We start from the raw sequence: 23,472 nt of genomic DNA, 5'->3' as shown, positions 1-23,472 counted from the left end.
AGTCTTTCAGTACTAGTCTTTTGTCAGCATTCAGACGTATTGTATTTATCATTTAAACGACCAGCTGCATGGAAAATCGTCGCGACTTTATAAAGAAATCTGCTCTGGCGGGACTCGGAATGAGTTTCTCAGCCGCCAGTTATGCCCGCATTCTCGGCTCTGCCGACCGTGTTCGGGTCGGTATTGTCGGTTTCTCAGACCGCTTTCGGGGCGCTTTGGCCCCCAGTTTTGCCGGCCACGCCAAAGAACTTAACTTCGAGTTTGTGGCGGTTTCCGATATCTGGAGCCGTCGGCGCGACGAAGCGCAGGCGTATCTGAAGGAAAAAGGATTTATCAGCGGTGACAACTTTGTCAAATGCCGCAACAACGACGAACTCTACGACCGCAAGGATGTGGACGCCGTGATCATCAGTACGGCGGATTTCCAGCACGCCCTGCACTGTGCGGAAGCTGTTGATGCCGGACGTGATGTGTACGTCGAAAAACCGTTTGCCGAATCGCTGGAGGATGCCCGCAAGGCGTTGAAAGCCGTCGAAAAAAGCAAGAAAATTGTTCAGGTGGGTTCACAGCGCCGGAGTACGCCGAACTACTGGGCTGCCAATGAATACATCAAATCGGGTAAATTCGGGGACATTACGATGGTTGAAATGACCTGGAACGTCAACCAGCCGGGGCGCTGGCGTCGGCCCAAACTGGTTGCCGAAATCCGGAAAGAAGATACCGACTGGAAGCGGTATTTGATGAACCGGCCGCAGGTGGAGTGGGATCCGCGTAAATACCTGGAATTCCGTCTGTTCTATCCGTATTCGTCCGGTATTCCGGGTCAGTGGATGTCACACCAGATCGATACCGTACACTGGTTCAGTGGCTACGATCACCCACGCAGCGTGGTGGCCAACGGCGGTATTTACGTCTGGAAAGACGGACGCGTAAACCCCGATACATTCACGGCGGTTTTCGATTACGGCCCGGACGACGACAAGAGCAAAGGGTTTCAGGTGCTGTATAGCTCGCGGATGAACAACGAAGCGGGCGGAACCAAAGAGTTGTACTACTCGAACGGTGGTATGATCAACCTGGATACGAACAAAATTTCTTCCGAAGGTGGTCTGGAAGCGAAAGCTGCGGCTGAAATGGGCATGAAAGCCAATTTGCTGACTGCACAGTCGCTGGCGACTACGGGCGAAAAACAGGTGACTTCGGCCAATACCGGCGCTGACCCGATGACTTCGGCGCACATGCGGAACTGGATGGAGTGCGTTCGCAGCCGGAAAGAACCGAATGCACCGGCCAAAGTCGGCTATAATCACTCCGTTGCCAGCATCATGTCGACCATCGCTTACCAGACTGGTGAGCGGGTTACCTTTGATAACACCAAGCAGGAAATCCTGGCGAGTGGAAAAACCGTTAAAGTCTAATTTTGATTGAATTTGGTAGGAACGCGGATTAAACGGATTGGACGGATTTAAACAGATTTATCTGTTCGAATCTGTGGCATCCGTCTAATCCGCGTTCCCATAAATAGCCACCTGAAAATGAAAAAACTCACTTTGGCCTTCTGCCTGTTGGCGTTTGGTGCGATGGCTCAGAAGCAGTCCGTGCAATTAATCAATAATACCGCGCAGAAACGCGTGGATGTGACGATCGACGGAAAACCGTTTACTTCCTACATTTATCCGGGACCGGATGTGCTGAAAAAACCGGTTCTGTACCCAATCCGGACCGCTGGCGGAAACTTCATTACCCGGGGCTGGCCGATGGACCCCCGGCCGGGCGAACGGATTGACCACCCCCACCACGTTGGCATGTGGCTGAATTACGGCGACGTGAACGGCCACGATTTCTGGAATAACTCCAATGATGTGAAAGGCCACGGCGGTCCGTTTGGCACCATCGTTCACACCGCCATCAAATCCCTGAAAAGCGGTAAGGACGTGGGTGAACTGGTTGTAACCGCCGATTGGCTGGATAAAGACGGCAAACCGATGCTCCAGGAAACGACTACGTTTGTTTTTCGCGGAACGGCCAAAGACCGCACCATTGATCGCACCACCACGCTGAAGGCGCTGGACAAGGACGTTACGTTTAAGGACAACAAAGAGGGCATGATCGCCATTCGGCTGGCTCGTCAGCTGGAACACCCGTCGAACAAACCGGAAGTGTTTACGGATGCCAGCGGGGTCGCTACCAAAGTGGCGCAAATGGACAACTCGGGTGTAACCGGCAAATACAAAAGCAGCGAAGGCGTTGAAGGCGAAAAAGTATGGGGAACCCGTGCCAAATGGATGAACCTGACGGGCGTCATCAACGGCGAAAACGTTTCGGTTGCGATTATCGATAATCCGAAAAACGTCGGTTATCCGACCTACTGGCACTCGCGGGGCTACGGTTTGTATGCCGCCAATCCACTGGCTCCCAGCATTATGAGCGAAGGCAAAGACAAGCCGATGAACTACGTGCTGCCCGCCGGTAAATCCGTGACGTTCAAATACGAGGTATTGATTACTTCGGGTACGGTTTCGGACGAAACGCTAAACCAGAAAGTGAATCAACTGGCGAATTAAGTCCAGGGAACGGCAACAAGGCATAGTAATTGCCAGTGGCGTTTACGTGTAACCATTCTTTGGGCAATCATTACATGTAATTAATGCTAATTCTGTAATAGTTACGAGTTAAGCTGCATACTACTCAAGGAGTTGCGATAAGTCACTTCCTGCCATCTGATCCGTCAGATGGCTTTTTTTTTGAATATAATCTTTGAAGTTAACCCAAATCACATTCAAAGATTAATTAATGGAATCATTTCAGCAGTTACTCGACTCGTACCTGAACACCTTCAAAGCCATTATGTGGCGCATGAAAGACGGCGATGTCGACAGTCGTGGCTTGAGCGAAACCGTTCGCTTAACGGAAAATACCATTCGTTTACGTCGCCAGAAACCGGGCCTCTGGCGTGTAAGCGAAGTGCGGTTACTGGCAGCGTATTTTGGTTTATCCGAAATCGCCTGCGTTCGCCTGGAAAAACAACTGGTGCCGTTTATGAATCAGGCGTTGCAAATGCCCGCCGGGAAACGTCGGCGGCTGGAACAGGCTACTCAGTTGAGACTTCGGCGGATGTCGTCTAACAAACGCCTGGACTGGCCCGTTGAAGACCTCGAAAAATTAAGAAAAGGCTTACAGCAGTTTGAGGCCGAAAAACAGTTAATCGATTGTTGCAACTAATTGAGGAACAAACCGGAAGGCGCTTTATAGGAAAAGTGCTTTTGCTTGGTATTGATCCACGAACGGAAATTGGGGTAGCTGACGCCCATTTTGCTTAACTCATCGTCGATCTGGCGCAGCAAAAAATTAAGCTGATGAACCATAAGCCACTGCCGTTTCACCTGTTGAGCCAACTGAGCCGGCGATTGCGCAGTGGAGGTTTCGTCCACCAGCCGCCGAACCGTGGCGCGTAAATGGTATTGAATAACGACTAATCGGCCCGCCAGCGCCTGGTCGGCGGAATGTTTTTCTAGAAATTTAATTCCGTCGGCGAGGAGTTGATTTCGGCGTTGAAGAAGTTGAGTTACGGTGATCCAGGCCTGATCAGCTTTGATCGAGTCGTAAGATACGGTTTTCATGATAATCGGTTATTTACAAGTTTTCAGTACGGTTAACCCAAAAATAATGAAATAATCCAAACAAACTAATGGTCTGTCTCAACATATGAAGAATTTTAGTTGGCGGTAGTTTTCGGAAAAAACTACCGCCTTCTTTTCGGTGATTTTGCGGATATTTGTTTATTCAGATCATTCGCCCAGGTAGTTATGAATTCTTCCATCCGTGTACTCATCGTTTGCACCAACCATACCGATTACAAAACCAGGCCGCAGAAAACGGGTCTGTGGTTAAGCGAGGCTACGCATTTTTACGATGAGTTGTCGGACAAAGACCTGCCGTATGACATCGTGAGTCCAAAAGGCGGAGCGGTTCCGATTGATGAGCGGAGTTTGAAACGGAAAGACAACACGAACGACAAGTGGTATCACAACCCGGAGTTTCGCAAAAAACTGGAAAACTCACTCAGACCGGAGGACGTCAATCCGGCGGATTACCAGTTGATTTACTTTACCGGCGGACACGGGACAATGTGGGATTTCCCGAATAATGAACGCTTGCAGCTCATTACCCGCCAGATTTACGAAAGCGGTGGAATGGTAGCTGCGGTTTGCCACGGTGTTGGGGGATTGCTAAACGTGCGCTTGTCAGACGGAAGCCTGCTGATCGAAAACCGGCAGATTACGGGTTTTGCCAACATCGAAGAAAAGTTGCTGGGCCTGACGGACGAAGTGCCCTTTTTACTGGAAGACGAGCTGCGAAAACAAAAGGCGTTGTACCGTAGAAGTCTGATTCCTTTTTTGCCTTTCATCGAAGTTGACGAACGGTTGGTGACCGGTCAGAATCCGCTGTCGGCCCGAAAAGTTGGCAAAAAAGTAATGGAAGAGATGTTTGAGAAATAGGCGGATGGCTGGAGCCATCAATTGACTAAATCAGGGAATTGTTCAATAAACCGCCGTCCAGCGCTTTCTGATAATAGGGGAGTTTCCGGGTTTGTTTCAGCGCGGGCAATTGCGTTTCGTGGTAAATGTCCGTTCCGATGAATGAGACCAGTCGCTGATCGACCATCCATTCGGCCAGATTCCGGGCTTCCCGCGAAGGATGTCCCGACAGGGAAAGCATATTCAGTTGGAACTTCACCCCCTGGTAATGCAGCTCCCGCATTGCTTCGGGGTTCTTCTGCAAATAGATATATTGCTCAGGATGAGCCATAACCGGTACCAGATTCCGCTGCTGAAGGGCCGTAATGACCTTGTCAAGTTCAAAAGGGCGTTTTACCAGACTGGTGTCGAAAAGTAAATACCGCTCGGTCGTATTCTGACCAAACGTCAATAATTCGGTTTTGGAATAAAGGACCCGCAACAGATTGATATCGACAAAATATTCGGCCGCAACCTCAATTTCAATATTGATTTTCAGTTTCTGTAATTCGTATTTCAGCAGGGAGGCCGACGCAAAAATGCTGTCGTTGGTATTCTGATAAAAACCGTCCATGATGTGGAGGGTTGCGATCACTTTCCGATAGCCGAGGGCCGCCAGTTCACGGAGCAGGCTGATGCTGTGTTCAACCGAATCGGTTCCGTCCTGACTGCCGGGCAGCAGTTGGGCATGTACATCGACGCGAAGCTCAGAACCGGCCGCCGATGAGTCAGGCTTAGCATATTTTGAACGGGAACGAGTCAGAAAACCGAAAGGCATTGTTCTGTCTAACTATGAAGTTAAGAGGGCTGCGCAGCAAACGAAAGTTTGGCACGGCACCCTCACTATCCATCTTTAACGGACATGAATCGTGCCAAAACTAACAATGTGGGTAGTAATAGTTAGTTAACGAGATACAAAAAAAACCGCCCATCAGGGCGGCTCAGTAATCCTATCCGTTCGTTTAAAGTCAGGCTAACGATTGCGGGTAAAGGTCGCGGAAACCGGCCAGAATCTGGTCTTTATCAGACACGATCGGATTGTCGATTCCCCAGTCGATGTTCAGATCCGGGTCGTTCCAGATAATGCCCGACTCGCAGGCTTTGTTGTAGACATTGGTGCACTTGTAACTGAAAATGCTGTCTTCCAGCGCTACAAAACCGTGGGCAAATCCCTCCGGAATATAAGCCATATTGCTACTTTCTGAATCCAGAATAAAGGCTTCGTATTTGCCGAATGTGGGCGAACCTTCGCGCAGGTCGACGGCGATGTCCATCACTTTGCCGGTAATGACCCGCACCAGCTTACCCTGGGCAAAAGGCTCTTTCTGAAAATGCAATCCACGCAAGACGCCTTTTACTGAAAATGACTGATTATCCTGCACAAAATGAGCGGGAATCCCCAAACTCTCAAAAACCGGTTGATTATACGTCTCCAGAAAACTTCCCCGGGAGTCCTTAAATGTCTTAGGGCGCAATTCGATCAACCCTTCGATCGACGTTTTGATAATCTGCATGAAATACGGTTGGCCTACTGAACCGGTTTGTCCGGCATCAGCGGACAAATTTAGGAAACTCTATCTACTTCCAGTAATTTTGAGGCTCACCTTTTTAAGGAATCCAACTAATTTCATTTTCGTAGACGAACTAGTAATGACGGCTAAGGAGTTGTACCAGACAATTTTAACTAAAAAGTCTTATTTGTGTGTGGGTTTGGATACCGATATCCGACGAATTCCGGCGCATCTCCGGCAGGAACCGGACCCGGTGGCGGCATTTAACCGACAGATCATCGAAGCCACGGCGGAATATGCCGTAGCGTACAAGCCGAACATCGCTTTTTACGAAGCACAGGGGCCGCGCGGCTGGGAAAGCCTGCAACGAACCCTGGAATATATTCCTGAAAATTGCTTTACCATTGCCGATGCCAAGCGGGGCGACATTGGCAACACCTCCGGTTTATACGCCCGCACGTTTTTCGATCCGGCTTCGTCGGGTCTGAATTTCGATTCGGTCACCGTGGCGCCCTATATGGGCCGCGATTCCGTCGAGCCTTTTCTTGAATTTGAGGATAAATGGGTGATTTTGCTGGCATTAACCTCCAACAACGGCAGCGCCGACTTTCAGCAGTTACCGGTTTCGGGCGAAAAACTCTACGAAAAAGTAATTCGTACCTCGCAAACCTGGGCGGGAGCCGACCGGATGATGTACGTGGTAGGCGCCACCCGCACCGACGAACTGGCGCACATCCGCACCCTGATTCCGAATCATTTCCTGCTCGTTCCGGGCGTAGGCGCGCAGGGTGGCAGTCTGGCTGAAGTGTCGCGTTACGGGCTGAATAGTCAGTGCGGCTTACTGGTTAACGCGTCGCGCAGCATCCTGTATGCCTCCGATGGCCCCGATTTTGCCCGGCGAGCCGCCGACGAAGCCCGCACCCTGCAGCAGGAAATGGCAGGCTTTCTTTGAGTTAAGAGTGATAAGTTAAAAGTTATGAGTTAAGAATGAGAGAGTAAGAATTAAGCTGGAAATGTGACTTTTCGCGGCTTTTTACTTCTAACTCATAACTCATCACTCTTAACCCCCCACCGTGTCCGAAGACTTTATTTATTTCCTCTGGCAGTTTCAGTACTTCCGGACGACCGATTTGCGGACGGTGGAAGGGGAGACGGTTCGGGTGATTCATCCGGGATTTCGAAATCCCGATGCCGGACCGGATTTTACCCAGGCCCGGCTTTTTATTGGTGAGGTCGAGTGGGCCGGAACCATCGAAGCGCACATCCGGGCTTCCGACTGGCTGCTCCATCGCCACCAATTCGACCGGGCTTATGACAATGTGATTCTGCACATTGTCTGGGACAAAGATCCCATTTTTCTGAAACGATCCGACGGTTCGGTGATTCCTACCTTGTGCCTGAGCGAATGGGCGGATGTGACTTTACTGCACCGGTATCAGGCGCTGCTGGCGGAGTCGGGAGCGATTCCCTGCGCCGGGCGCGTAGCCGCCGTGGAACCGTTTCGCCGAACGGCCATGTTCGATATGACCCTGTTGCAGCGCCTGGAGCGCAAAGCCAGCGGTGTGATGACCTTGTTTCATCGCGCTGACCAGGATTGGGAAGAAACCACCTATCAGTTGCTGGCAACCGCTTTCGGTTTTCAGGTCAACGCCGAGCCGTTTGGGCAATTGAGTCGGCAGGTACCGCTGAAGGTATTGCATAAACACCGCGATAACCCGTTGCAACTGGAAGCGTTGTTGTTTGGAACCGCCGGGCTGTTGACTAGTGAAGAACCGGATGAGTATGAAACGATTTTGCTGCGGGAATACCGGTTTCTGGCAACGAAGTACCAGCTAACCGACAGAAAATTACCAGCTTACTCCTGGAAATGGTCGAAACTTCGTCCGGCTAATTTTCCGACATTGCGGCTGGCGCAATTTGTAAAACTGCTGACGTCGGCAAACAGTATTTTTTCGTATTTGATCGAAACCGGCGACAGTGCGGTTTTGCTGCGATATTTACAGGTGACGCCCACAGCGTACTGGCAAGCGCACTACCGGTTTGGAAAATCATCGGAGAAAGTCCTGGCGACTTTGGGCCAGACGGCGGCTGAAAATCTGATTATCAATGCCGTTGTACCCCTGTTGACGGCCTATTCACACCACAGAGATTTGCCGGAATACCGGGATCGCGCCGTTGATTTGCTGGAACAGTTAGCCGCCGAAAATAACCGGGTAACCCGAATCTGGCAGCAATTGAAGATTCCCATCCGCACGGCTTTCGATTCACAGGCCTCCATCGAGCTCTACAGAAATTATTGCCAGATGAAGAAATGCCTTTCGTGTCAGATCGGGGTGAGTTTGGTGAAATAGAGAAGAGAGGATAGACAAAAGACAAGAGAGGATAGGCAAAAGACAAGAGAGTAAAGCCGCGACAATAGAGAACAGGTTTTAACAAGTCCCAATCCCCACATCCTTACTCTCTTGCCTTTTTCTATCCTCGCTTGTCTTTTAAACTATACTCCGCTTGTTCCACCCAGCGTTGGATCGTTATCGCTCCGGCGGCTGGTGTTGTAGTCAGATTCAGTCCGTTTGTTGCCGCCCGTGGTCCAGTCGAGATCGGCCCGGTTTGATTCATCGCTCCGCCAGGCCGTAGCCCCGGCATTTTCTTCCGTGCCGGTTCCGGTCACACCAGAATAGCTGCTCCCACTTTGGTTCGGCCAGTTGGTCTGTCCGTAATCACCTTCCTTCACGGTATCTCTCACCTGATTCCGCATACCGTCACGATCGGTATCGTCGTCGGTATCGGATTCCAATTTGGCGCGCTCGTTAATGAACGATTCGGCAATTTCGGTCAGTTTCTTGTCCGTGTTTTTTTCCTCATCCAAACTCTGCTCGATCAGTCGGGCAGCCTCGTGGTAACCCAGTAAGCGGGCCAGTGAATGGAGCGAGCCGTAAGCCGCAATCTCGTGGTGTTCAACCTTTTGTCCGGCAATGATGAGTCCCGCGTCGCGGGTTAACGTACCGGCATCAGTGTCTGAAATGACTACTTCGCCATCGTCGACCAAACCGTCGATCGCATTGCAGGTTTTTTCGTCCGCTTCAATACCCAGTTGCTGGAAAATTTGCTCGATCCGCCGGATCTGGTTTTCCGTTTCGGCGAGGTGTTGCCGGAACGCATCGCGTACCACATCGGTCGTAGCTGCTTCCGCCATGTCTGGCAAAGCGTCGGTTATCTGTTTTTCAGCGTAGTAGATGCCCTTCAATTCGCTGATAAACAATTCACGTAGTGACGTGTCCGTTTCATTTGCGCCAAAAAATTTGGCTAACTGATCTGTGAACGAAGCCATACTGGTATGTAGATTAATGGGTTAATAAAATGATTTTGCAATCACCATTGCCCAAATGCCATACCAGCTGATAAGTGCTTGATAAATAGGTTATTGATTTAGACTAGTTGTAGATAAATAACCCCGATCCGGGGAAGTGGGTACTCGTGAATGGAACAATGGCGGATGTAAAAAAAGGTAAAACCGCTATGAATTATTGATCATACTGACCCCCGCACCTAAAAATACCAGTCCGACAATAAAAGGTGCCAGCGATTCCCACTTGTTAATGCTCATGCCCAAAACCGGTTTGGCATCCGACAGGAAAGCTACGCAGGCAAACAAAACGACGATGATGCCCAGAATGGTTAACGTAGCGCCAAAAAAACGCCGAAAGTTGTTCTTATCCATTGTTTTTTAAATGAAATGATAGGGGTTGTGTGCGTTTAATGCGTATTTTCCGCTGACGTTGAGTTGAGGTTACTGATCAGATCCTTAACGGGTTCCAGTCCCATTTTGCGCCCTTCTTCGAGCATGAACGGGATGGCCGCTTCGAGCGTGTTGACAACGGTTCCTTCCAGAATTGCCTCGCGAACGGCAATTTTAATCTGCCCGACCTCCTTCGACGGTTTCAGCCCAAAGGCTTCCATGATGAGTTCGCCCGTAATAACCGGCTGGAAATTACGCAGTTTGTCCCGTTCATCAAGTTCCCGGAGCTTGCGTTCGACCTTATCGAAATTGGCGAGGTGTTTCTTGACCCGGTCGTAATTTTTCGACGTAATATCGGCCCGGCACAGGTTCATCAGCGCTTCCAGATCGTCGCCCGCTTCGATCAATAACCGCCGGAGCGCCGAGTCGGTAATCTGTTCTTTTACCAGCGCAATGGGCCGTAAATGCAGCCGAACGAGTTTTTTAACAAACCGCATCTTCTCATTGAGCGGCAGTTTCATCTGGCGGAAAATTCCGGGAACCTGCTTCGCGCCCAGATCCTCGTGGCCGTGAAACGTCCAGCCAACTTTCGGATCGAAGCGTTTGGTGGCCGGTTTGGCAATGTCGTGCAGCAAAGCCGCCCAGCGCAGCCAGAGGTCATCCGAGCGTTCGGACACGTTGTCGAGGACTTGCAGCGTGTGGTAAAAATTATCCTTATGTCCTTTCCCCTCAATGGTTTCGACGCCTTTCAGCAGCAGCAATTCCGGGAAAATAAAATCCAGCAAACCGGCGTGGTAAAGCAGTTTAAAACCGTAGGACGGTTTGGGCGACAGAATGATCTTGTTCAGCTCATCGGTAATCCGCTCGCGCGAAACGATGGCAAGCCGGTCTTTCATTTCCACAATGGCATCGAACGTGTCCGGCTCAATGTCAAATCCCAACTGCGTTGCAAACCGGATGGCCCGCATCATGCGCAGCGGATCGTCGGAAAACGTAATGGCCGGGCTGAGTGGGGTGCGAATCGTTTTCCGGCGCAAATCCTCCAGGCCGCCAAACGGATCGAGTAACTGACCGAAGTCGTTCTCGTTCAAACTGATACCCATCGCATTGATGGTGAAATCCCGGCGGTTCTGGTCGTCTTCCAGCGTGCCGTCTTCCACAATCGGTTTTCGCGATTCCGAGCGGTAGGATTCCTTCCGCGCGCCCACAAATTCCACTTCCCACCCCAGCGTTGGACCCGCTGGAACCGGTTTAGATTCTTCGGTTACGACGTCCGGCTCCCGGCCGGAGGGCAGCATGGCCGTTCCGAAGTTTTTAAAAACCACGACCGGTACTTTCAGCTCGCGACCAACGGCTTCGGCCAGGTCAATTCCGCTGCCAATGCAAACAATATCAATGTCTTTCGACGGACGCTTCAGAATTAAATCCCGCACAAAACCGCCGATGACGTAAGCACGCACGTCCAGCGCAGCCGCCTGCCGGGCAACTACGTCAAAAATCGGATTGGTATGTAACGTTTCAGCAAAATTCATAGAACACAACAATAATGAATCGGGCCACGGACGGTCGGCGACTGCGGTTTGGCTCATTATTTTCTTAAAAAAGCTACTTCTCCTTTGGGACCCAACTCCATGATACGCGGGAGCTGGATTTTACCCGGCAATTCGCCCCAGGAAATGGGCGGTTTTGCCAGACCAACCGGCCATTCGGCATCTTCGAACGGCAGCGTAAGCAAACCCCGGCCCAGCGCACCGATCAATTTTCGCACCGGTTCGCTGAACGTTTTCCGCACCGGAACCTGCGCCCGGAACGCTTCGGGCAGATTAATGCCATTGGCTAACAAAACCGTCAACGGATTCTCGGCAAAATCGATCAAATCCCAGGCCACATCGGGAACCGGGCGAACATAGAGGTTCAACTGACCGCTGTCAGCAATGAGAATGGTGGGCAAAGGTGCCGGAACCAGGTCCTTCCGGACGTCCAGCAAATGCTCAACGGCCTCAGCATGAGCAGGATCGCAAGCCAGCGAAACCCCGGTTTCGTCGGAGAGCTGGATCAGCGTTCCCTGCCGGAGTGTGGCAACAATATCGCGCGGAGTTGGTGTCATAGTTGTAACGAGCCGCAAAAGTACGGCAAGTTTTTGGAAAGGTATTTGAATTATAAGGAAACCGTCTTAGATTTCATTCAAATGTCGTTTTTTTAGTATCATGTTTCCCATGAATTTAGGTACAAATCGTTTTGCCATTCTTTCCCAAAACCCGTTAAAAAAGGCGCTTGCTTTCGCCATAATCAGCCTGTTGTCGACATGGATGACGCAGGCGCAGAAACCCGTTGCGGCCTCCAAAGAGGCCATTGCGCTTTCCAAACTCTACATCATTCCCGATAAACGCTACATCATGCGGGGCGACGGCAAACCGTTTTTCTGGCTGGGCGACACGGCCTGGGAATTGTTCCACCGCCTGAACCGCGAGGAAGCCGACCTTTACCTGAAAAACCGGGCCGCCAAAGGCTTTACCGTGATTCAGGCGGTTATTCTGGCGGACATCGACGGCCTGAAACAACCGAACCAATACGGCCAGATTCCGCTGGTCGACAGCGACCCGACCAAGCCGAACGAAGCCTATTTCCAGCATGTGGACTGGGTGGTCAACCGGGCGGCTGAGCTGGGGCTGGTGATGGGTTTGCTGCCCACCTGGGGGGATAAATTCAACAAAAAAACCGGTTTTGGGCCGGAGATTTTTAATACCGCCAATGCCCGGACCTACGGCGAATACATCGGGAAACGCTACCGCGGAAAACCGGTTGTCTGGATTCTGGGCGGTGACAGGAACCCGGAGGGCGAACAGCGGCTGGCGATTATCCGCGCAATGGCCGAAGGCATTAAAAAAGGCGATGGCGGTTCCAAACTGATGACGTACCACCCGCAGGGCGACAGCAATTCGGCCGGATTTTTTCATAGCGACAAGTGGTTGAACATCAATATGTTTCAATCGGGGCACAACGCGAAGAACAAAAAGAATTACGTCATTCAGCGGCAGAATTACGCCATGTTTCCCCCCAAGCCAACGCTGGACGGTGAACCGCGCTACGAAGATCACCCGGTGAACTGGAAACCGGAACTCGGGTATTTCGACGACTTCGACGTGCGGCAGGCGGCCTGGTGGGCGGTTTTGTCGGGCGGCTGCGGACATACCTACGGCGACCACAACATCTGGCAGTTTTTCGATGCCGACCGCAATCCTCCGGCGGGTCTGGCGCGCACGCACTGGAAGCGGGCGCTTGATCATTCCGGGGCGTTTCAGATGGGCATTTTGCGCCGGTTGTACGAGTCGCACCCCTGGACGCGGCTGATGCCCGACGACCGGCTGCTTCAGAACACCAATCCCGACGACGGCAACCACCAGGTCGCGGCCATTTCGGAAGATGATAATTTTCTGTTTGCCTACACGCCCAACGGCAGTCCGCTAAAAATCGACCTCGCCCGGCTGACGGCGGCTCCGAAAATTCTGGCCTACTGGTATAATCCCCGCGACGGAAAAAGCCAGAAGATCGGCGAATTTCCGAATACCGGTCCGCAGGAATTCAAACCCACCATCGCCGGACCAACCACGGACTGGGTGCTGGTTTTGGACGACGCCAAAGCGCCGTTTGCGGGTTTTGGCTTGAAGAAATAAGTGAGAAAAAAGAGGTTTTTACAATCCGAAAACCAGATGTCGTAAAAAGCGCGTTGGGTTGAGCCAGCACCGGATGGAGAAAACCGCAAAAAAGGATAATTTGGGGGAGAAGTCGGGGCATGGGCGATGGAGATGACCGGTTCAGAAACAAATTAATCAACTCTCCGTTGAATCGCCATCCCGCATTTTGGGTTATTCAAGGAGCATTAAGACACGGATTTAAGCCCGCCGTGGGTACGATAAGGATACGTATGAACGCAGGAATTGGGAAATACCTGATTGGAATCGGGATCGTGATTGTTTTGATCGGGCTGGTCGTCTATTTTTTGGGCGATAAGCTGAGCTGGCTCGGTCGGCTGCCGGGCGATATTCGGGTGGAAGGCAAAAACGGCGGTTTTTACTTTCCGATCGTGACCTGCATCGTGGTGAGTCTTCTGCTGAACCTGATTATTGTTTTGATTCGGAAGTTTCTCGGGTAGCATTTCCGCCCTCCGGATTGGACGACCAGTTGGCCGGATTGGCATTCAGATCCTTGAAGTTGCAGGTTACTTTATTGATGTAAAACACCTCGCGCGGGGGAGCGAGCGAGCGTTCGGTGGAGATTTTCTGAATACCGCAGGCCAGAAAATGCCCGTCGTACCAGGCTTCCAACTGGTCGTTTTCGGAATACACCACCTTCTCGTGTTCGCCGAGTTTCTTGAGTGAATATTTTTCCTGCACCTTCACCACTTGACCACCCTGAATGATTTCCGCGTTGATTTCGCCCTCGTGCGGATAAGCCAGCACCGTCGAATTGCCGTGCCGGGTGACCTGAACCATCTGGTGCAGATCGTAGCTGCTCAGATCAGGAATCGAGAGCGAATTGTCCCACAAAAGCCGGCCTTTTTTGTCAAAACCGCATAAAAAAGCGTGCGTATACCGGTAGCCTTCCTGATACCGGTCGTAGGAGCGGCCACTGCCCAGGTACGGATAGGCGCCCCCACGGTATTGCGGATAATACACTTCGGCCAGCAGCATCAGGCCTTCATCGGTCGGCACCAGATCATGAACCAGCAGTCGGTAGCGGAATTTGGTGTCTTTGCCCTGATCTTTCCGGCGCGCTAACCGTTCCAGCAATTTCTGCTGGCGCTTGGGTTTCATGTAGTTAAAGAAATTCTGAAGCTCCGAAAAATCGATGAAGCGGGTGTCTTCGGTGGGCGTAATGGTCATGTTTTCCCCGGTTTCGGAGGCTCCGACCGTAGCTGCGGAATTGCGAATCCGGGTGATGTAAACGCCTTGCGAATAGGGCGTGCAATCGTTCGAGTAATTGCCGACCAGCAGCGATTCTTCGTCGTTGATCGGCAGTAATTTGCCCGAAATCAGGCTGTGCGCCCGGCCGTCGAGATTGACGGTCCGCACCAGTTTTCCTTCGTAGGAATACGTCCGCACGGTAAACTCACAATTCCGCTGGTGCGTGGCATCGGTCATAACGTGCACCAGCCGCCGGTCTTCATCGACCTCGATGTTGTTGAGCTGAATGTGGTTGGTATATAAACCGGGTAATACTTTGGAAGTCAGGTCGAAAAAGGAAAACGAAACCACCACCGGGCGGGAGCGGTAATAACCGCCGAAGTAGGCAACGTTATCCAGCACTTTGAAATGGAAAATGTCCATAGGCGTCACCAGATCGCCCCGAAAAGTTTCAATGACACCGTCTGTGAGGTGAATCCGCATTACCGCAACCTTCTCATTCTGGGTTTCTTTCAGCAGCCAGTAGACGTAATGTTCAGTTCGGCAGGAGCGTACCGGTTCGTAAAACGGATCGATTTTATACTCGTTGGCCCACAGTTGCTTAAGGTTGGTATCCAGCCGCCGGAACAAAAATTTGGTGGGTGCGGATGAATAGTAATCGCCCTGCCGGATGTTGAGCAACAGGCCCTGGTCGCCAAGGGTGGTTACGTCGAAAAACTCTTCCGTGTTCTGGCTAACGGGTAATTCCAGCCGGGCGGAAGGTTCAAACTGGGCCAGCGCAGGAAGACACGCCACCAGCAGCAAGCTCCACAACCCGATCGCGAGACGTCTGTTCATCAGCATTTCAATTAAATACTGATTAAAGGTACGTATTCCGGTTATCTTCTCAAATCATAAATCCGGTTTTTACGCAAAACAGATTTTGTACTTCATTAGGATTAAATAGAAGAAAAGTGGCTTGTCGGATCGATTAAACGTCTATTAGCAGCAACTTGTATGGGCTACCGGTAATACCGGTTTTTCCTGACCGCTGCGTATCTCATTCGACTCACAACTGAAAGGCTACAGAAGAAGAAACGGTTTTTAATTCAGTTCCTTCCCCCCAACACGGATTGAAAGTAATTTTTGGCGTAGTTTTGTGCTTTGAATCTTACCTTGTCGAATGGACATTCAGGCACAACTCAAACAAGCCATTGCAGAAGCGATCAGTTCGCTGTTCAACTTGCCCGTTGAAAACGTTTTAATTCAACCGACTAAAAAGGAATTTGAAGGATTATACACCTTTGTCACCTTTCCGCTGACCAAATCAACCCGAAAACCGCCGGTCGAAATCGGGCAGGCGATTGGGACTTATCTGCAGGAAAATACGAAGATCATCAGCAAGTTCAACGTGGTTCAGGGCTTTCTGAATCTGAGCATTTCGGATGCGGTCTGGGTCGACGAAGTGAGCGATATGCTGGCCGACCCCAATTGGGGCCAGTTGCCATTGCGGAACGAATCAGTGATGGTCGAGTTTTCGTCACCCAACACCAACAAACCGCTGCATCTGGGCCACCTGCGCAATAATTTTCTGGGCGATTCCGTCAGCCGGATCCTGACAGCCAACGGCTATGACGTCGTGAAAGCCTGTCTGGTCAACGACCGGGGCATTCACATCTGCAAGTCGATGCTGGCGTACCAGGAGTTTGGCAACGGCGAAACGCCCGAATCGACAGGCATGAAGGGCGATCACCTGATTGGCAAATACTACGTCTGGTTCGACAAAGCGCACAAACAGCAGATCGAGGAACTGGTCGAGGAGGGAATGTCGCGGGAGGAAGCCGAGAAAAAAACGCCTTTGCTGCTGAAAGTGCAGGAAATGTTGCGGTCCTGGGAGCAGGGCGACCCCGAAACCGTGGCGCTCTGGAAGCTGATGAACAGTTGGGTGTATGCCGGTTTTGCCGAAACCTACCACGAAATCGGCGTTCGTTTCGATAAAACCTACTACGAATCCGAGACCTATCTACTGGGCAAAGACGTCATCGAATACGGTTTGCAGAGCAACGTGTTTTACCGGAAACCCGATGGCTCCGTCTGGATCGACCTCGCCGACGAAGGACTCGATCAGAAACTGGTGCTGCGGTCGGATGGCACCTCGGTTTACATTACGCAGGATCTGGGAACCACCGACCTGAAGTTTCAGGATTTTCCGATTCAGCGCGGCATCTGGGTGGTGGGCAACGAGCAGGATTATCACTTTGCGGTTTTGTTCGCCATTTTACGCCGGTTGGGCCGCCCGTATGCCGACGGTTTATTCCACCTCTCATATGGAATGGTCGACTTGCCGAGCGGCAAAATGAAATCCCGCGAAGGCACGGTTGTCGATGCCGATGATCTGATCGAAGAAATGGTAACGACCGCCCGAAACCGCACGATGGAGTTGGGTAAAATCGACGATTTTGAGAGCGAAGAAGCCGCCCAGCTGTACCACATGCTGGCAATGGGCGCGTTGAAATACTATTTGCTGAAAGTTGATCCAAAAAAACGGATGACGTTCAATCCGGAAGAATCGATTGACTTTCAGGGTCATACGGGACCGTTTATCCAATATACGCACGCCCGGATCTGCTCGGTTTTGCGGAAAGCCGAGCAATTGGGCGTAAATCCTGTCGGTACATTAAATTCGGTTGAACTGGCTGAGAGTGAGCAACAATTGGTATATTTGCTGACGCAGTTTGTTCAGCGGCTTACCGAAGCCGGCACCGACTATGCGCCGTCGTACCTGGCCCAGTACGCCTTCGATCTGGCCAAGGCCTACAACCAGTTTTACGGTGAGCTGTCGATTCTGTCGGAACCGGACGCGGACAAGCTGAAATTTCGGGTTGCGCTGTCAAAAGCCGTTGTCGAAACTATCCGGAAAAGTATGGAGTTATTAGGCATTGAAGTACCTACAAAAATGTAAACCTTTTCCAACTCAAATGAAAAAGCTGCTTCTTTTAGTATCCGCAGGCGTCATGGCTGTAACCTTGTCCAGCTTTGTGGCCGAAACATCACTGGTAAATCTGGCCGGAGTTGAAACCGTAGCGAAGGCTCCTTCCAAAAAGCTGTATGATTTTACGATGACCTCCATTGAGGGAAAAACCGTACCGCTGAAACAGTACAGAGGCAAAAAAGTAGTCATTCTGAACACGGCCTCGAAATGTGGTTACACCAAACAGTTTGCTGACTGGGAAACGTTTTACAAGGACCACGGCGACAAAATTGTCGTTTTGGGCTTCCCTTCCAACAACTTCAAAAGCCAGGACCCGGGCACCAATGCTGAAATTGCCGAGTTCTGCAAAAAGAATTACGGCGTTTCGTTCCCGATGTTCGAGAAGATCGATGTGATAGGCGAAAACCAGGCTCCGCTATACAAGTGGCTGTCGGACAAAGAATTGAATGGGGGCGTAAACGACAAAGTTCCGAGCTGGAACTTCTGTAAATACGTGATCAACGAAAAAGGCGAACTGGTAGCTTTCTTCCCTTCCAAAGTTTTACCAACCGACGCCGAATTCAAAGCGGCTGTTGGAATTTAATTACTAATGAACAATGAATAATGAATAATGAAAACCGGTAAAATTCCTTTTCATTGTTCATTATTCATTGTTCATTTTTCATTCGAAAAATGAAAAGTTGGCTTGCGGCTGCCCGGCCGCGTACATTACCGCTGTCTTTGGCCAGCATTATTCTGGGTAGTTTTCTGGCCTCATCGGCAGGTCAGTTTAGCTGGACGATCTTTGTGCTGGCGTCACTCACCACCATTTTCCTGCAAATCCTTTCCAACTTTGCCAATGATTACGGCGATGCGGTTTCGGGGAAAGATACCGCCGAGCGTGTAGGTCCCCGCCGGGCCGTTGCCACCGGTTTGATCACCAAAGAGTCCATGTTTCGTGCCATGATCGTGATGTCGGTGCTGGCGCTGATTTCCGGTATCTGGCTATTGGTTGCGGCATTGCGAGATGCGCCATCGGCCTATTTCTGGATTTTTCTGGGGCTGGGTGTTCTCTGCATTGGGGCCGCTATCGCCTACACCAACGGGAAACATCCGTATGGCTACAGCGGTTTTGGCGATCTCGCTGTCCTGCTCTTCTTCGGTTGGACGGGTGTGTTGGGTACCTACTTTCTGCACACTTTATCGTTTGAACCTCTGCTGCTTTTACCGGCCACGAGCGTAGGGTTTCTGGCCACGGGCGTGCTGAATATCAACAACATCCGCGATATTGAAACCGACGCCAAAACCGGGAAAGTCTCCATTCCTGTGCGGCTGGGCCGTGCGCGCGCCATTCGCTACCACTGGCTGTTGTTACTGGGAGGAATGATTTGTGCCGTTTTATATACCCTGATCGTTGGCCATAACTGGTTTAGCTGGCTGTATCTGCTCGCTTTTCCCCTGTTTGTGCTGAACGGCCGGGCGGTGGCGAACCACCAAAAACCGGGTGAACTGAACCCGCGACTGGGCCAACTGGCGCTGTCGACGCTTCTCTTCGTCGTGCTGTGGGGCGTGGCGATGGTGATCTGAAAACCGCATTCATCCAGTAAATTTCTCAGACGTATGAAAACCATCGGCATCATTGGCGGCATGACCTGGGAAAGTTCGGCGGTTTACTATCGTATTATCAACCAGGAAATTGGGCGTCGGCTGGGCGGTCATCATTCGGCGAAACTGGTGATGGCCAGCGCCGATTTTGAGGAGTATACCATCTGGCAAAAAGCCGATGACTGGGCGTCGGTCGAGAAAGCCGTCGATGAACTGGCGCAAAGCCTCGTTCGCGCCGGAGCCGATTGCGTGGTGATTGCCTGCAACACCCAGCATGAAGTAGCCGAGGGCGTCATCGAACGCTTGCCCATACCGCTTTTGCACATTACCGATGTAACCGCCGAAGCGATTCAGAAAGCCGGTTTTCGGAAAGTGGGTTTACTCGGAACCCGCTTCACGATGAAGCGTCCGTTTTTTCGCGGACGATTGAAAAACCGGTACGGCATCGACGTGATTTTGCCCGACGAAGAGGAACAGACCTACGTTCACCAGAAAATCTACGAAGAGTTCAGCAAGGGAATTTTCAGCGACAGCACGCGAGCTCAATTTGTAACCATCATCGAAAAACTCGCCGGGCAAGGAGCGGAAGGTGTCATTCTGGGCTGTACCGAAATTCCGTTGCTGGTTCAGGCCGAACATACAACTGTCCCCTTATTTGATACCACCACGCTGCACGCCCTGGCAGCCGTCGAATTCAGTCTCGAACGCAGCCCGATGGAGGACTGAATTTTCTTCTCAATAAATAATTACAAAAATAACATCATTTGAACATTAGTTTTAAACAATACGCTCCTGTCGGTGTTTCAGTTAGTAAAAGATGGTGGGTGAGTGTGACGAGCGAAATGTGAGAATGTACCCACCATCTTTTCTTCTCTTTCCCGTTTCTGGTAATTGTCAGACAATAACAGTATTATTGTATTAAGATAAGATCCTGTCTTTTACTGCAATAATGCTATGAAAAACCGGTCTACCAGTTTGCCCAAATCAGCAATACCGTTTCATTGTTTCTTCTATTGCTGCTTCATTGTCAGTTTATTACTTCTTTCTTTTTCCGCAAATGCCCAAACGCTCAGCAAGCAGCTTATTGTCGATCAGTTTGGCTGGCGCGCCAATGCAAAAAAAGTAATTGTTTTTTCTGATCCAATTAACGGACAGAACGGAAGTGTAAGTTATACGCCGGGAGCGCAATTTCAGGTTCGTAAAAAGGCGGACAACAGCGTCGTTTTTACCGGAAATGTAGTGGCCTGGAATAACGGAAACACCCACGGCGATTCGGGCGATAAAATCTGGCACGGTGATTTTTCGGGTTTAACGACCCCCGGAACCTATTACATCCTTGATCCGACCCAAAACGTCAAATCCTACGATTTTGAAATTAAGAACGACATCTACGCACCGGTTTTGAAAACCTCGGTCAAAACGTTCTATTACCAGCGCAGCGGCACGGCCATTTCGGCTACCCACGGCGGCAACTGGAACCACCCGATGGCCCACGGACAGGATTCGAACGCCCTGCTTTACACCACTTCGGCGCAAACCGGTACGGCCCGGAATGTTACCGGCGGCTGGTACGACGCGGGTGATTACAACAAGTATATTCCGTTTTTGGGCGGTACGGTCTGGGATTTGCTGGTGGCCTACGAGTTGCGCCCGGCGGTTTTTCCGGATAATACCGCCATTCCCGAATCGGGGAACGGGGTTCCGGATGTGCTCGACGAGTTGAAATGGGAACTTGACTGGATGCTGAAAATGCAGCAAAGCAACGGTGGCGTCAATAACCGCGTGGCCGTAACGAGCTACGAAAACGGCACCGATAATCCGGCAACCGATACGCAAGCCCGGTATTATACGAACGTAACAACCTGGGCAACAGCTACCTTCGCAGCTCTGACCGCCCACGCGGCCCGGACGTACCAGACGGTTAACCCGGCCTACGCGACCACGCTTCGGACGGCTGCGGAAAAGGCTTGGACGTATCTGGAAACCAACGCATCGATGGCTCCGGCTTCAGGAACGGACGGAGCTGCTATGGCTGCTGCCGATGCCGGAGCCAACACCAACGCCGACAAACGGTTGCGCGTGTACGCGGCCGCCGAATTGTTTCGCACGACCGGAACCGGCAAGTACAAGACCTATTTTGAGAGTTTGTACAAAAACGTGGGCGCGACCAGCGAGAACGGTTTTCATCCCTTCTCAAACGGCAATCTGGATGCATCACTTTGCTGGGACCTGAACCGGGCCTATTTCGTGTATTGCCAGACACCGAATGCCACGCCAACCGTTGTTAACGAGCTAAAAAGCCGTTTCCAGAACGCGATGGACTGGAACATTGAATCGAATTACACCAGCAAAAACGACCCGTATCTGGGCTTCATGTGGAGCGGCCATTACACCTGGGGTTCCAATCAACTGAAAATGAAGTGGGCGCAACTGGCCATTCTTTCGGCTGAGCTGGGCATAAATCCCGCCAAAACCGCTCTTTACCGGGAAATTGCCGAAGAATACCTGCATTACATGCACGGCCGAAATCCGCTGGCGTGGCTGTATTTGAGCAATATGGGCGCAAAAGGAGCGAATTTGGGTGGCGACAACAGTGTAATGGAAATTTACCACAGCTGGTACCGGGATGGCTCGGCGAAGTACGACGGAGCCAATTCGCAATTTGGTCCGGCACCCGGTTTTGTCGCGGGGGGAGCTAATCAGTATTACTCCGGCCCATCGGCACCCCCGAAAGGCGAACCACCCATGAAAGCCTACCGCGACTGGAATACGGTTTGGCCGGATGCGTCGTGGGAAGTGACGGAACCCGCCATTTATTACCAGGCCGCTTACACCTTTGTGGTGGCTTATTTCTCCGAAAACGGCGGCACAACTCCGCCCCCAACCGTTACGGCATCGAGCAACAGCCCGGTTTGTGCCGGACAACCGCTAAACCTGCTGGCGTCGAATGCGGGAACGGGAGCGACCTATGCCTGGCGCGGGCCAAACGGTTTTACATCTACTCAACAAAATCCGACAATTCCCAACGCGAGTGTTAGCGCAACCGGTTCGTACACGCTAACCGCAATGCTTTCGGGCGGGACGTCACAAACTGCCACGGCAGCCGTAACCGTCAACGCGATTCCGACGGCGGTGGCTGGCAGCAACAGCCCGGTTGTAGCCGGTCAGACGCTGAACCTGACCGCTGCGAATGCCGGAACGGGCGCAACGTACACCTGGCGCGGGCCGAATAATTTTACCGCCAACACGCAAAATCCGTCCATTGCAAACGTGACAACAGCGGCTACCGGATCGTATTCGCTGATCGTCGGGCTGAATTTCTGCACCAAAACCGCAACCACGTCGGTGACTGTAACCGGTTCAACGGCAACGACTTATTTGATTTATGAAGATGCACTCAATAACAACTGGGCCGACTGGTCGTGGAGCACTACCCGAAATTTCGGCAATACAACGCCCGTCCAGAGCGGCACAAAGTCCCTGTCGGTCAAATACGATGCGGGTTGGGCCGGATTGTATTTGCACGCCAATTCGCCGGTGAGTTTATCGGGGTTGACGCACCTTAAATTCTGGATTCACGGCGGCACCAACACCGGACAGCAAATTCGGATTATCCTGAACGGGGGCGGGCCGTATTATACCCTCACGACCACCGCCAATCAGTGGAAGCAAATTACGATTCCGCTTTCGACCTTCAATAATCCGACTTCGGTGTCTGACATTTACTTCCAGGAAGCTACGGGAAGCGCGCGCCCGGTTTGTTACGTAGATAAAATTTATCTGGCCAGTTCGGCTACGGCGCGGGAGGGAATTGCGGTTGAGGATGGGGGCAAAACCGATGTGCTGGTTTTCCCGAATCCGGTTAGCAGCCAGTCGGAGGTAACCCTGCGGTTTTTAGGGTTTGGCGTTCACGAAGCTGTTCAGACGACGCTGAGCGACGTTCAGGGACGGGTCATTCAGGAACAGACTTTTCAACTGAACGAGACTGAAAAGCGGTTTTTGCTTCCGAAAGTATCCAGCGGCCCGTATTTTATTCAGATTACCGGAGAAAACCGGCAGTTCGTGAAGAAACTGCTGGTAAAATAACATATAAGATACCTATGTCCGGGTCCGTGGGTACATTTCTAAAATATAAATACCTCTTTTCTGGTCGCGTAGCGACCGAATGTTTGTAAAAACTGAAACCGTTTCACTGCCTTTGGTGGCGGGGGGCTAGAAAAAAAAAAGCGGTGTTTGTGAGCGCCGCGCA

Annotated in this window: 21 protein-coding genes; 13 read left to right on the top strand and 8 right to left on the bottom strand. The window is 51.4% G+C overall.

Going from position 1 to position 23,472, the window contains the following annotated elements; translation table 11 throughout:
- Window positions 1-68: 68 nt before the first annotated feature.
- The 3 genes from GJJ30_RS00550 (at window position 69) to GJJ30_RS00540 (ending at window position 3,222) form a co-directional block, all read left to right on the top strand.
- Window positions 69-1,418, top strand: a complete 1,350-nt coding sequence (locus GJJ30_RS00550; RefSeq protein WP_154172049.1) for a Gfo/Idh/MocA family protein — start codon at window positions 69-71, stop codon at window positions 1,416-1,418.
- 117 nt (window positions 1,419-1,535) lie between these two features.
- A complete protein-coding gene (locus GJJ30_RS00545; protein ID WP_154172048.1) occupies window positions 1,536-2,564 on the top strand; it encodes a DUF6807 domain-containing protein in 1,029 nt (342 codons plus the stop codon).
- A gap of 229 nt (window positions 2,565-2,793) precedes the next feature.
- Window positions 2,794-3,222: a hypothetical protein gene (locus tag GJJ30_RS00540; protein ID WP_154172047.1), complete on the top strand. Its 429-nt coding sequence runs from the start codon at window positions 2,794-2,796 to the stop codon at window positions 3,220-3,222.
- On the opposite strand, the gene GJJ30_RS00535 is transcribed toward GJJ30_RS00540, so the two are convergent.
- Window positions 3,219-3,620: a hypothetical protein gene (locus GJJ30_RS00535; protein WP_154172046.1), complete on the bottom strand. Its 402-nt coding sequence runs from the start codon at window positions 3,618-3,620 to the stop codon at window positions 3,219-3,221. The two genes, GJJ30_RS00540 and GJJ30_RS00535, sit on opposite strands and share 4 nt — an antisense overlap.
- A 186-nt stretch (window positions 3,621-3,806) precedes the next feature.
- Here GJJ30_RS00535 and GJJ30_RS00530 point away from each other — a divergent pair, with 186 nt between their 5' ends.
- On the top strand, window positions 3,807-4,499 hold the full coding sequence (locus GJJ30_RS00530) for a type 1 glutamine amidotransferase domain-containing protein (protein ID WP_154172045.1): 693 nt from the start codon (window positions 3,807-3,809) through the stop codon (window positions 4,497-4,499).
- 25 nt (window positions 4,500-4,524) lie between these two features.
- On the opposite strand, the gene GJJ30_RS00525 is transcribed toward GJJ30_RS00530, so the two are convergent.
- Both GJJ30_RS00525 and rfbC read right to left on the bottom strand, forming a co-directional pair.
- Window positions 4,525-5,295, bottom strand: coding sequence for a tyrosine-protein phosphatase (locus tag GJJ30_RS00525; protein WP_154172043.1), 771 nt, complete (start codon window positions 5,293-5,295; stop codon window positions 4,525-4,527).
- 190 nt (window positions 5,296-5,485) lie between these two features.
- Window positions 5,486-6,031, bottom strand: a complete 546-nt coding sequence (gene rfbC, locus GJJ30_RS00520; RefSeq protein WP_154172041.1) for a dTDP-4-dehydrorhamnose 3,5-epimerase — start codon at window positions 6,029-6,031, stop codon at window positions 5,486-5,488.
- A 136-nt stretch (window positions 6,032-6,167) separates the two neighbouring features.
- Here rfbC and pyrF point away from each other — a divergent pair, with 136 nt between their 5' ends.
- Window positions 6,168-6,980, top strand: coding sequence for an orotidine-5'-phosphate decarboxylase (gene pyrF / locus GJJ30_RS00515; RefSeq protein ID WP_154172039.1), 813 nt, complete (start codon window positions 6,168-6,170; stop codon window positions 6,978-6,980).
- Between the two features lie 121 nt (window positions 6,981-7,101).
- On the top strand, window positions 7,102-8,379 hold the full coding sequence (locus GJJ30_RS00510; RefSeq protein ID WP_310588146.1) for a DUF2851 family protein: 1,278 nt from the start codon (window positions 7,102-7,104) through the stop codon (window positions 8,377-8,379).
- A gap of 143 nt (window positions 8,380-8,522) precedes the next feature.
- Here GJJ30_RS00510 and GJJ30_RS00505 read toward each other — a convergent pair whose 3' ends face one another.
- From GJJ30_RS00505 to GJJ30_RS00490, 4 genes are all read right to left on the bottom strand, one after another.
- Complete coding sequence (locus GJJ30_RS00505; protein ID WP_154172037.1) at window positions 8,523-9,356, bottom strand: YciE/YciF ferroxidase family protein; 834 nt, start codon at window positions 9,354-9,356, stop codon at window positions 8,523-8,525.
- Between the two features lie 186 nt (window positions 9,357-9,542).
- A complete protein-coding gene (locus GJJ30_RS00500) occupies window positions 9,543-9,746 on the bottom strand; it encodes a hypothetical protein (RefSeq protein ID WP_154172035.1) in 204 nt (67 codons plus the stop codon).
- Window positions 9,747-9,781: 35 nt separating this feature from the next.
- Window positions 9,782-11,296 (bottom strand): CCA tRNA nucleotidyltransferase, encoded by a 1,515-nt coding sequence (locus tag GJJ30_RS00495; protein ID WP_154172033.1) that lies wholly within the window; start codon window positions 11,294-11,296, stop codon window positions 9,782-9,784.
- A 56-nt stretch (window positions 11,297-11,352) separates the two neighbouring features.
- On the bottom strand, window positions 11,353-11,871 hold the full coding sequence (locus GJJ30_RS00490) for an L-threonylcarbamoyladenylate synthase (protein WP_154172031.1): 519 nt from the start codon (window positions 11,869-11,871) through the stop codon (window positions 11,353-11,355).
- A 109-nt stretch (window positions 11,872-11,980) separates the two neighbouring features.
- Between GJJ30_RS00490 and GJJ30_RS00485 the strand changes: the two genes are divergently transcribed.
- Window positions 11,981-13,438, top strand: coding sequence for a glycoside hydrolase family 140 protein (locus tag GJJ30_RS00485; protein ID WP_229312882.1), 1,458 nt, complete (start codon window positions 11,981-11,983; stop codon window positions 13,436-13,438).
- Window positions 13,439-13,689: 251 nt separating this feature from the next.
- Entirely contained in the window at window positions 13,690-13,917 is a 228-nt protein-coding gene (locus GJJ30_RS00480; protein WP_154172029.1) for a DUF2905 domain-containing protein, read from the top strand.
- Here GJJ30_RS00480 and GJJ30_RS00475 read toward each other — a convergent pair.
- Window positions 13,886-15,505 (bottom strand): hypothetical protein, encoded by a 1,620-nt coding sequence (locus GJJ30_RS00475; protein ID WP_154172027.1) that lies wholly within the window; start codon window positions 15,503-15,505, stop codon window positions 13,886-13,888. The two genes, GJJ30_RS00480 and GJJ30_RS00475, sit on opposite strands and share 32 nt — an antisense overlap.
- 325 nt (window positions 15,506-15,830) lie before the next feature.
- Between GJJ30_RS00475 and argS the strand changes: the two genes are divergently transcribed.
- From argS to GJJ30_RS00450, 5 genes are all read left to right on the top strand, one after another.
- Window positions 15,831-17,609: an arginine--tRNA ligase gene (gene argS / locus GJJ30_RS00470; RefSeq protein WP_154172025.1), complete on the top strand. Its 1,779-nt coding sequence runs from the start codon at window positions 15,831-15,833 to the stop codon at window positions 17,607-17,609.
- Between the two features lie 16 nt (window positions 17,610-17,625).
- Entirely contained in the window at window positions 17,626-18,222 is a 597-nt protein-coding gene (locus tag GJJ30_RS00465; RefSeq protein ID WP_154172023.1) for a glutathione peroxidase, read from the top strand.
- Window positions 18,223-18,311: 89 nt separating this feature from the next.
- Window positions 18,312-19,205 (top strand): 1,4-dihydroxy-2-naphthoate polyprenyltransferase, encoded by an 894-nt coding sequence (locus tag GJJ30_RS00460; protein ID WP_154172021.1) that lies wholly within the window; start codon window positions 18,312-18,314, stop codon window positions 19,203-19,205.
- A 33-nt stretch (window positions 19,206-19,238) separates the two neighbouring features.
- Window positions 19,239-19,949: an aspartate/glutamate racemase family protein gene (locus tag GJJ30_RS00455; RefSeq protein ID WP_154172020.1), complete on the top strand. Its 711-nt coding sequence runs from the start codon at window positions 19,239-19,241 to the stop codon at window positions 19,947-19,949.
- A gap of 228 nt (window positions 19,950-20,177) precedes the next feature.
- Complete coding sequence (locus tag GJJ30_RS00450) at window positions 20,178-23,309, top strand: glycoside hydrolase family 9 protein (protein ID WP_154172018.1); 3,132 nt, start codon at window positions 20,178-20,180, stop codon at window positions 23,307-23,309.
- Window positions 23,310-23,472: the final 163 nt, after the last annotated feature.

Origin of the sequence: Larkinella terrae, assembly GCF_009668025.1 — a bacterium.
Lineage (GTDB): Bacteria > Bacteroidota > Bacteroidia > Cytophagales > Spirosomataceae > Larkinella > Larkinella terrae.
Note: the sequence above shows the minus strand (reverse complement) of the source record. Positions and strands in the feature narration are given on the sequence as shown.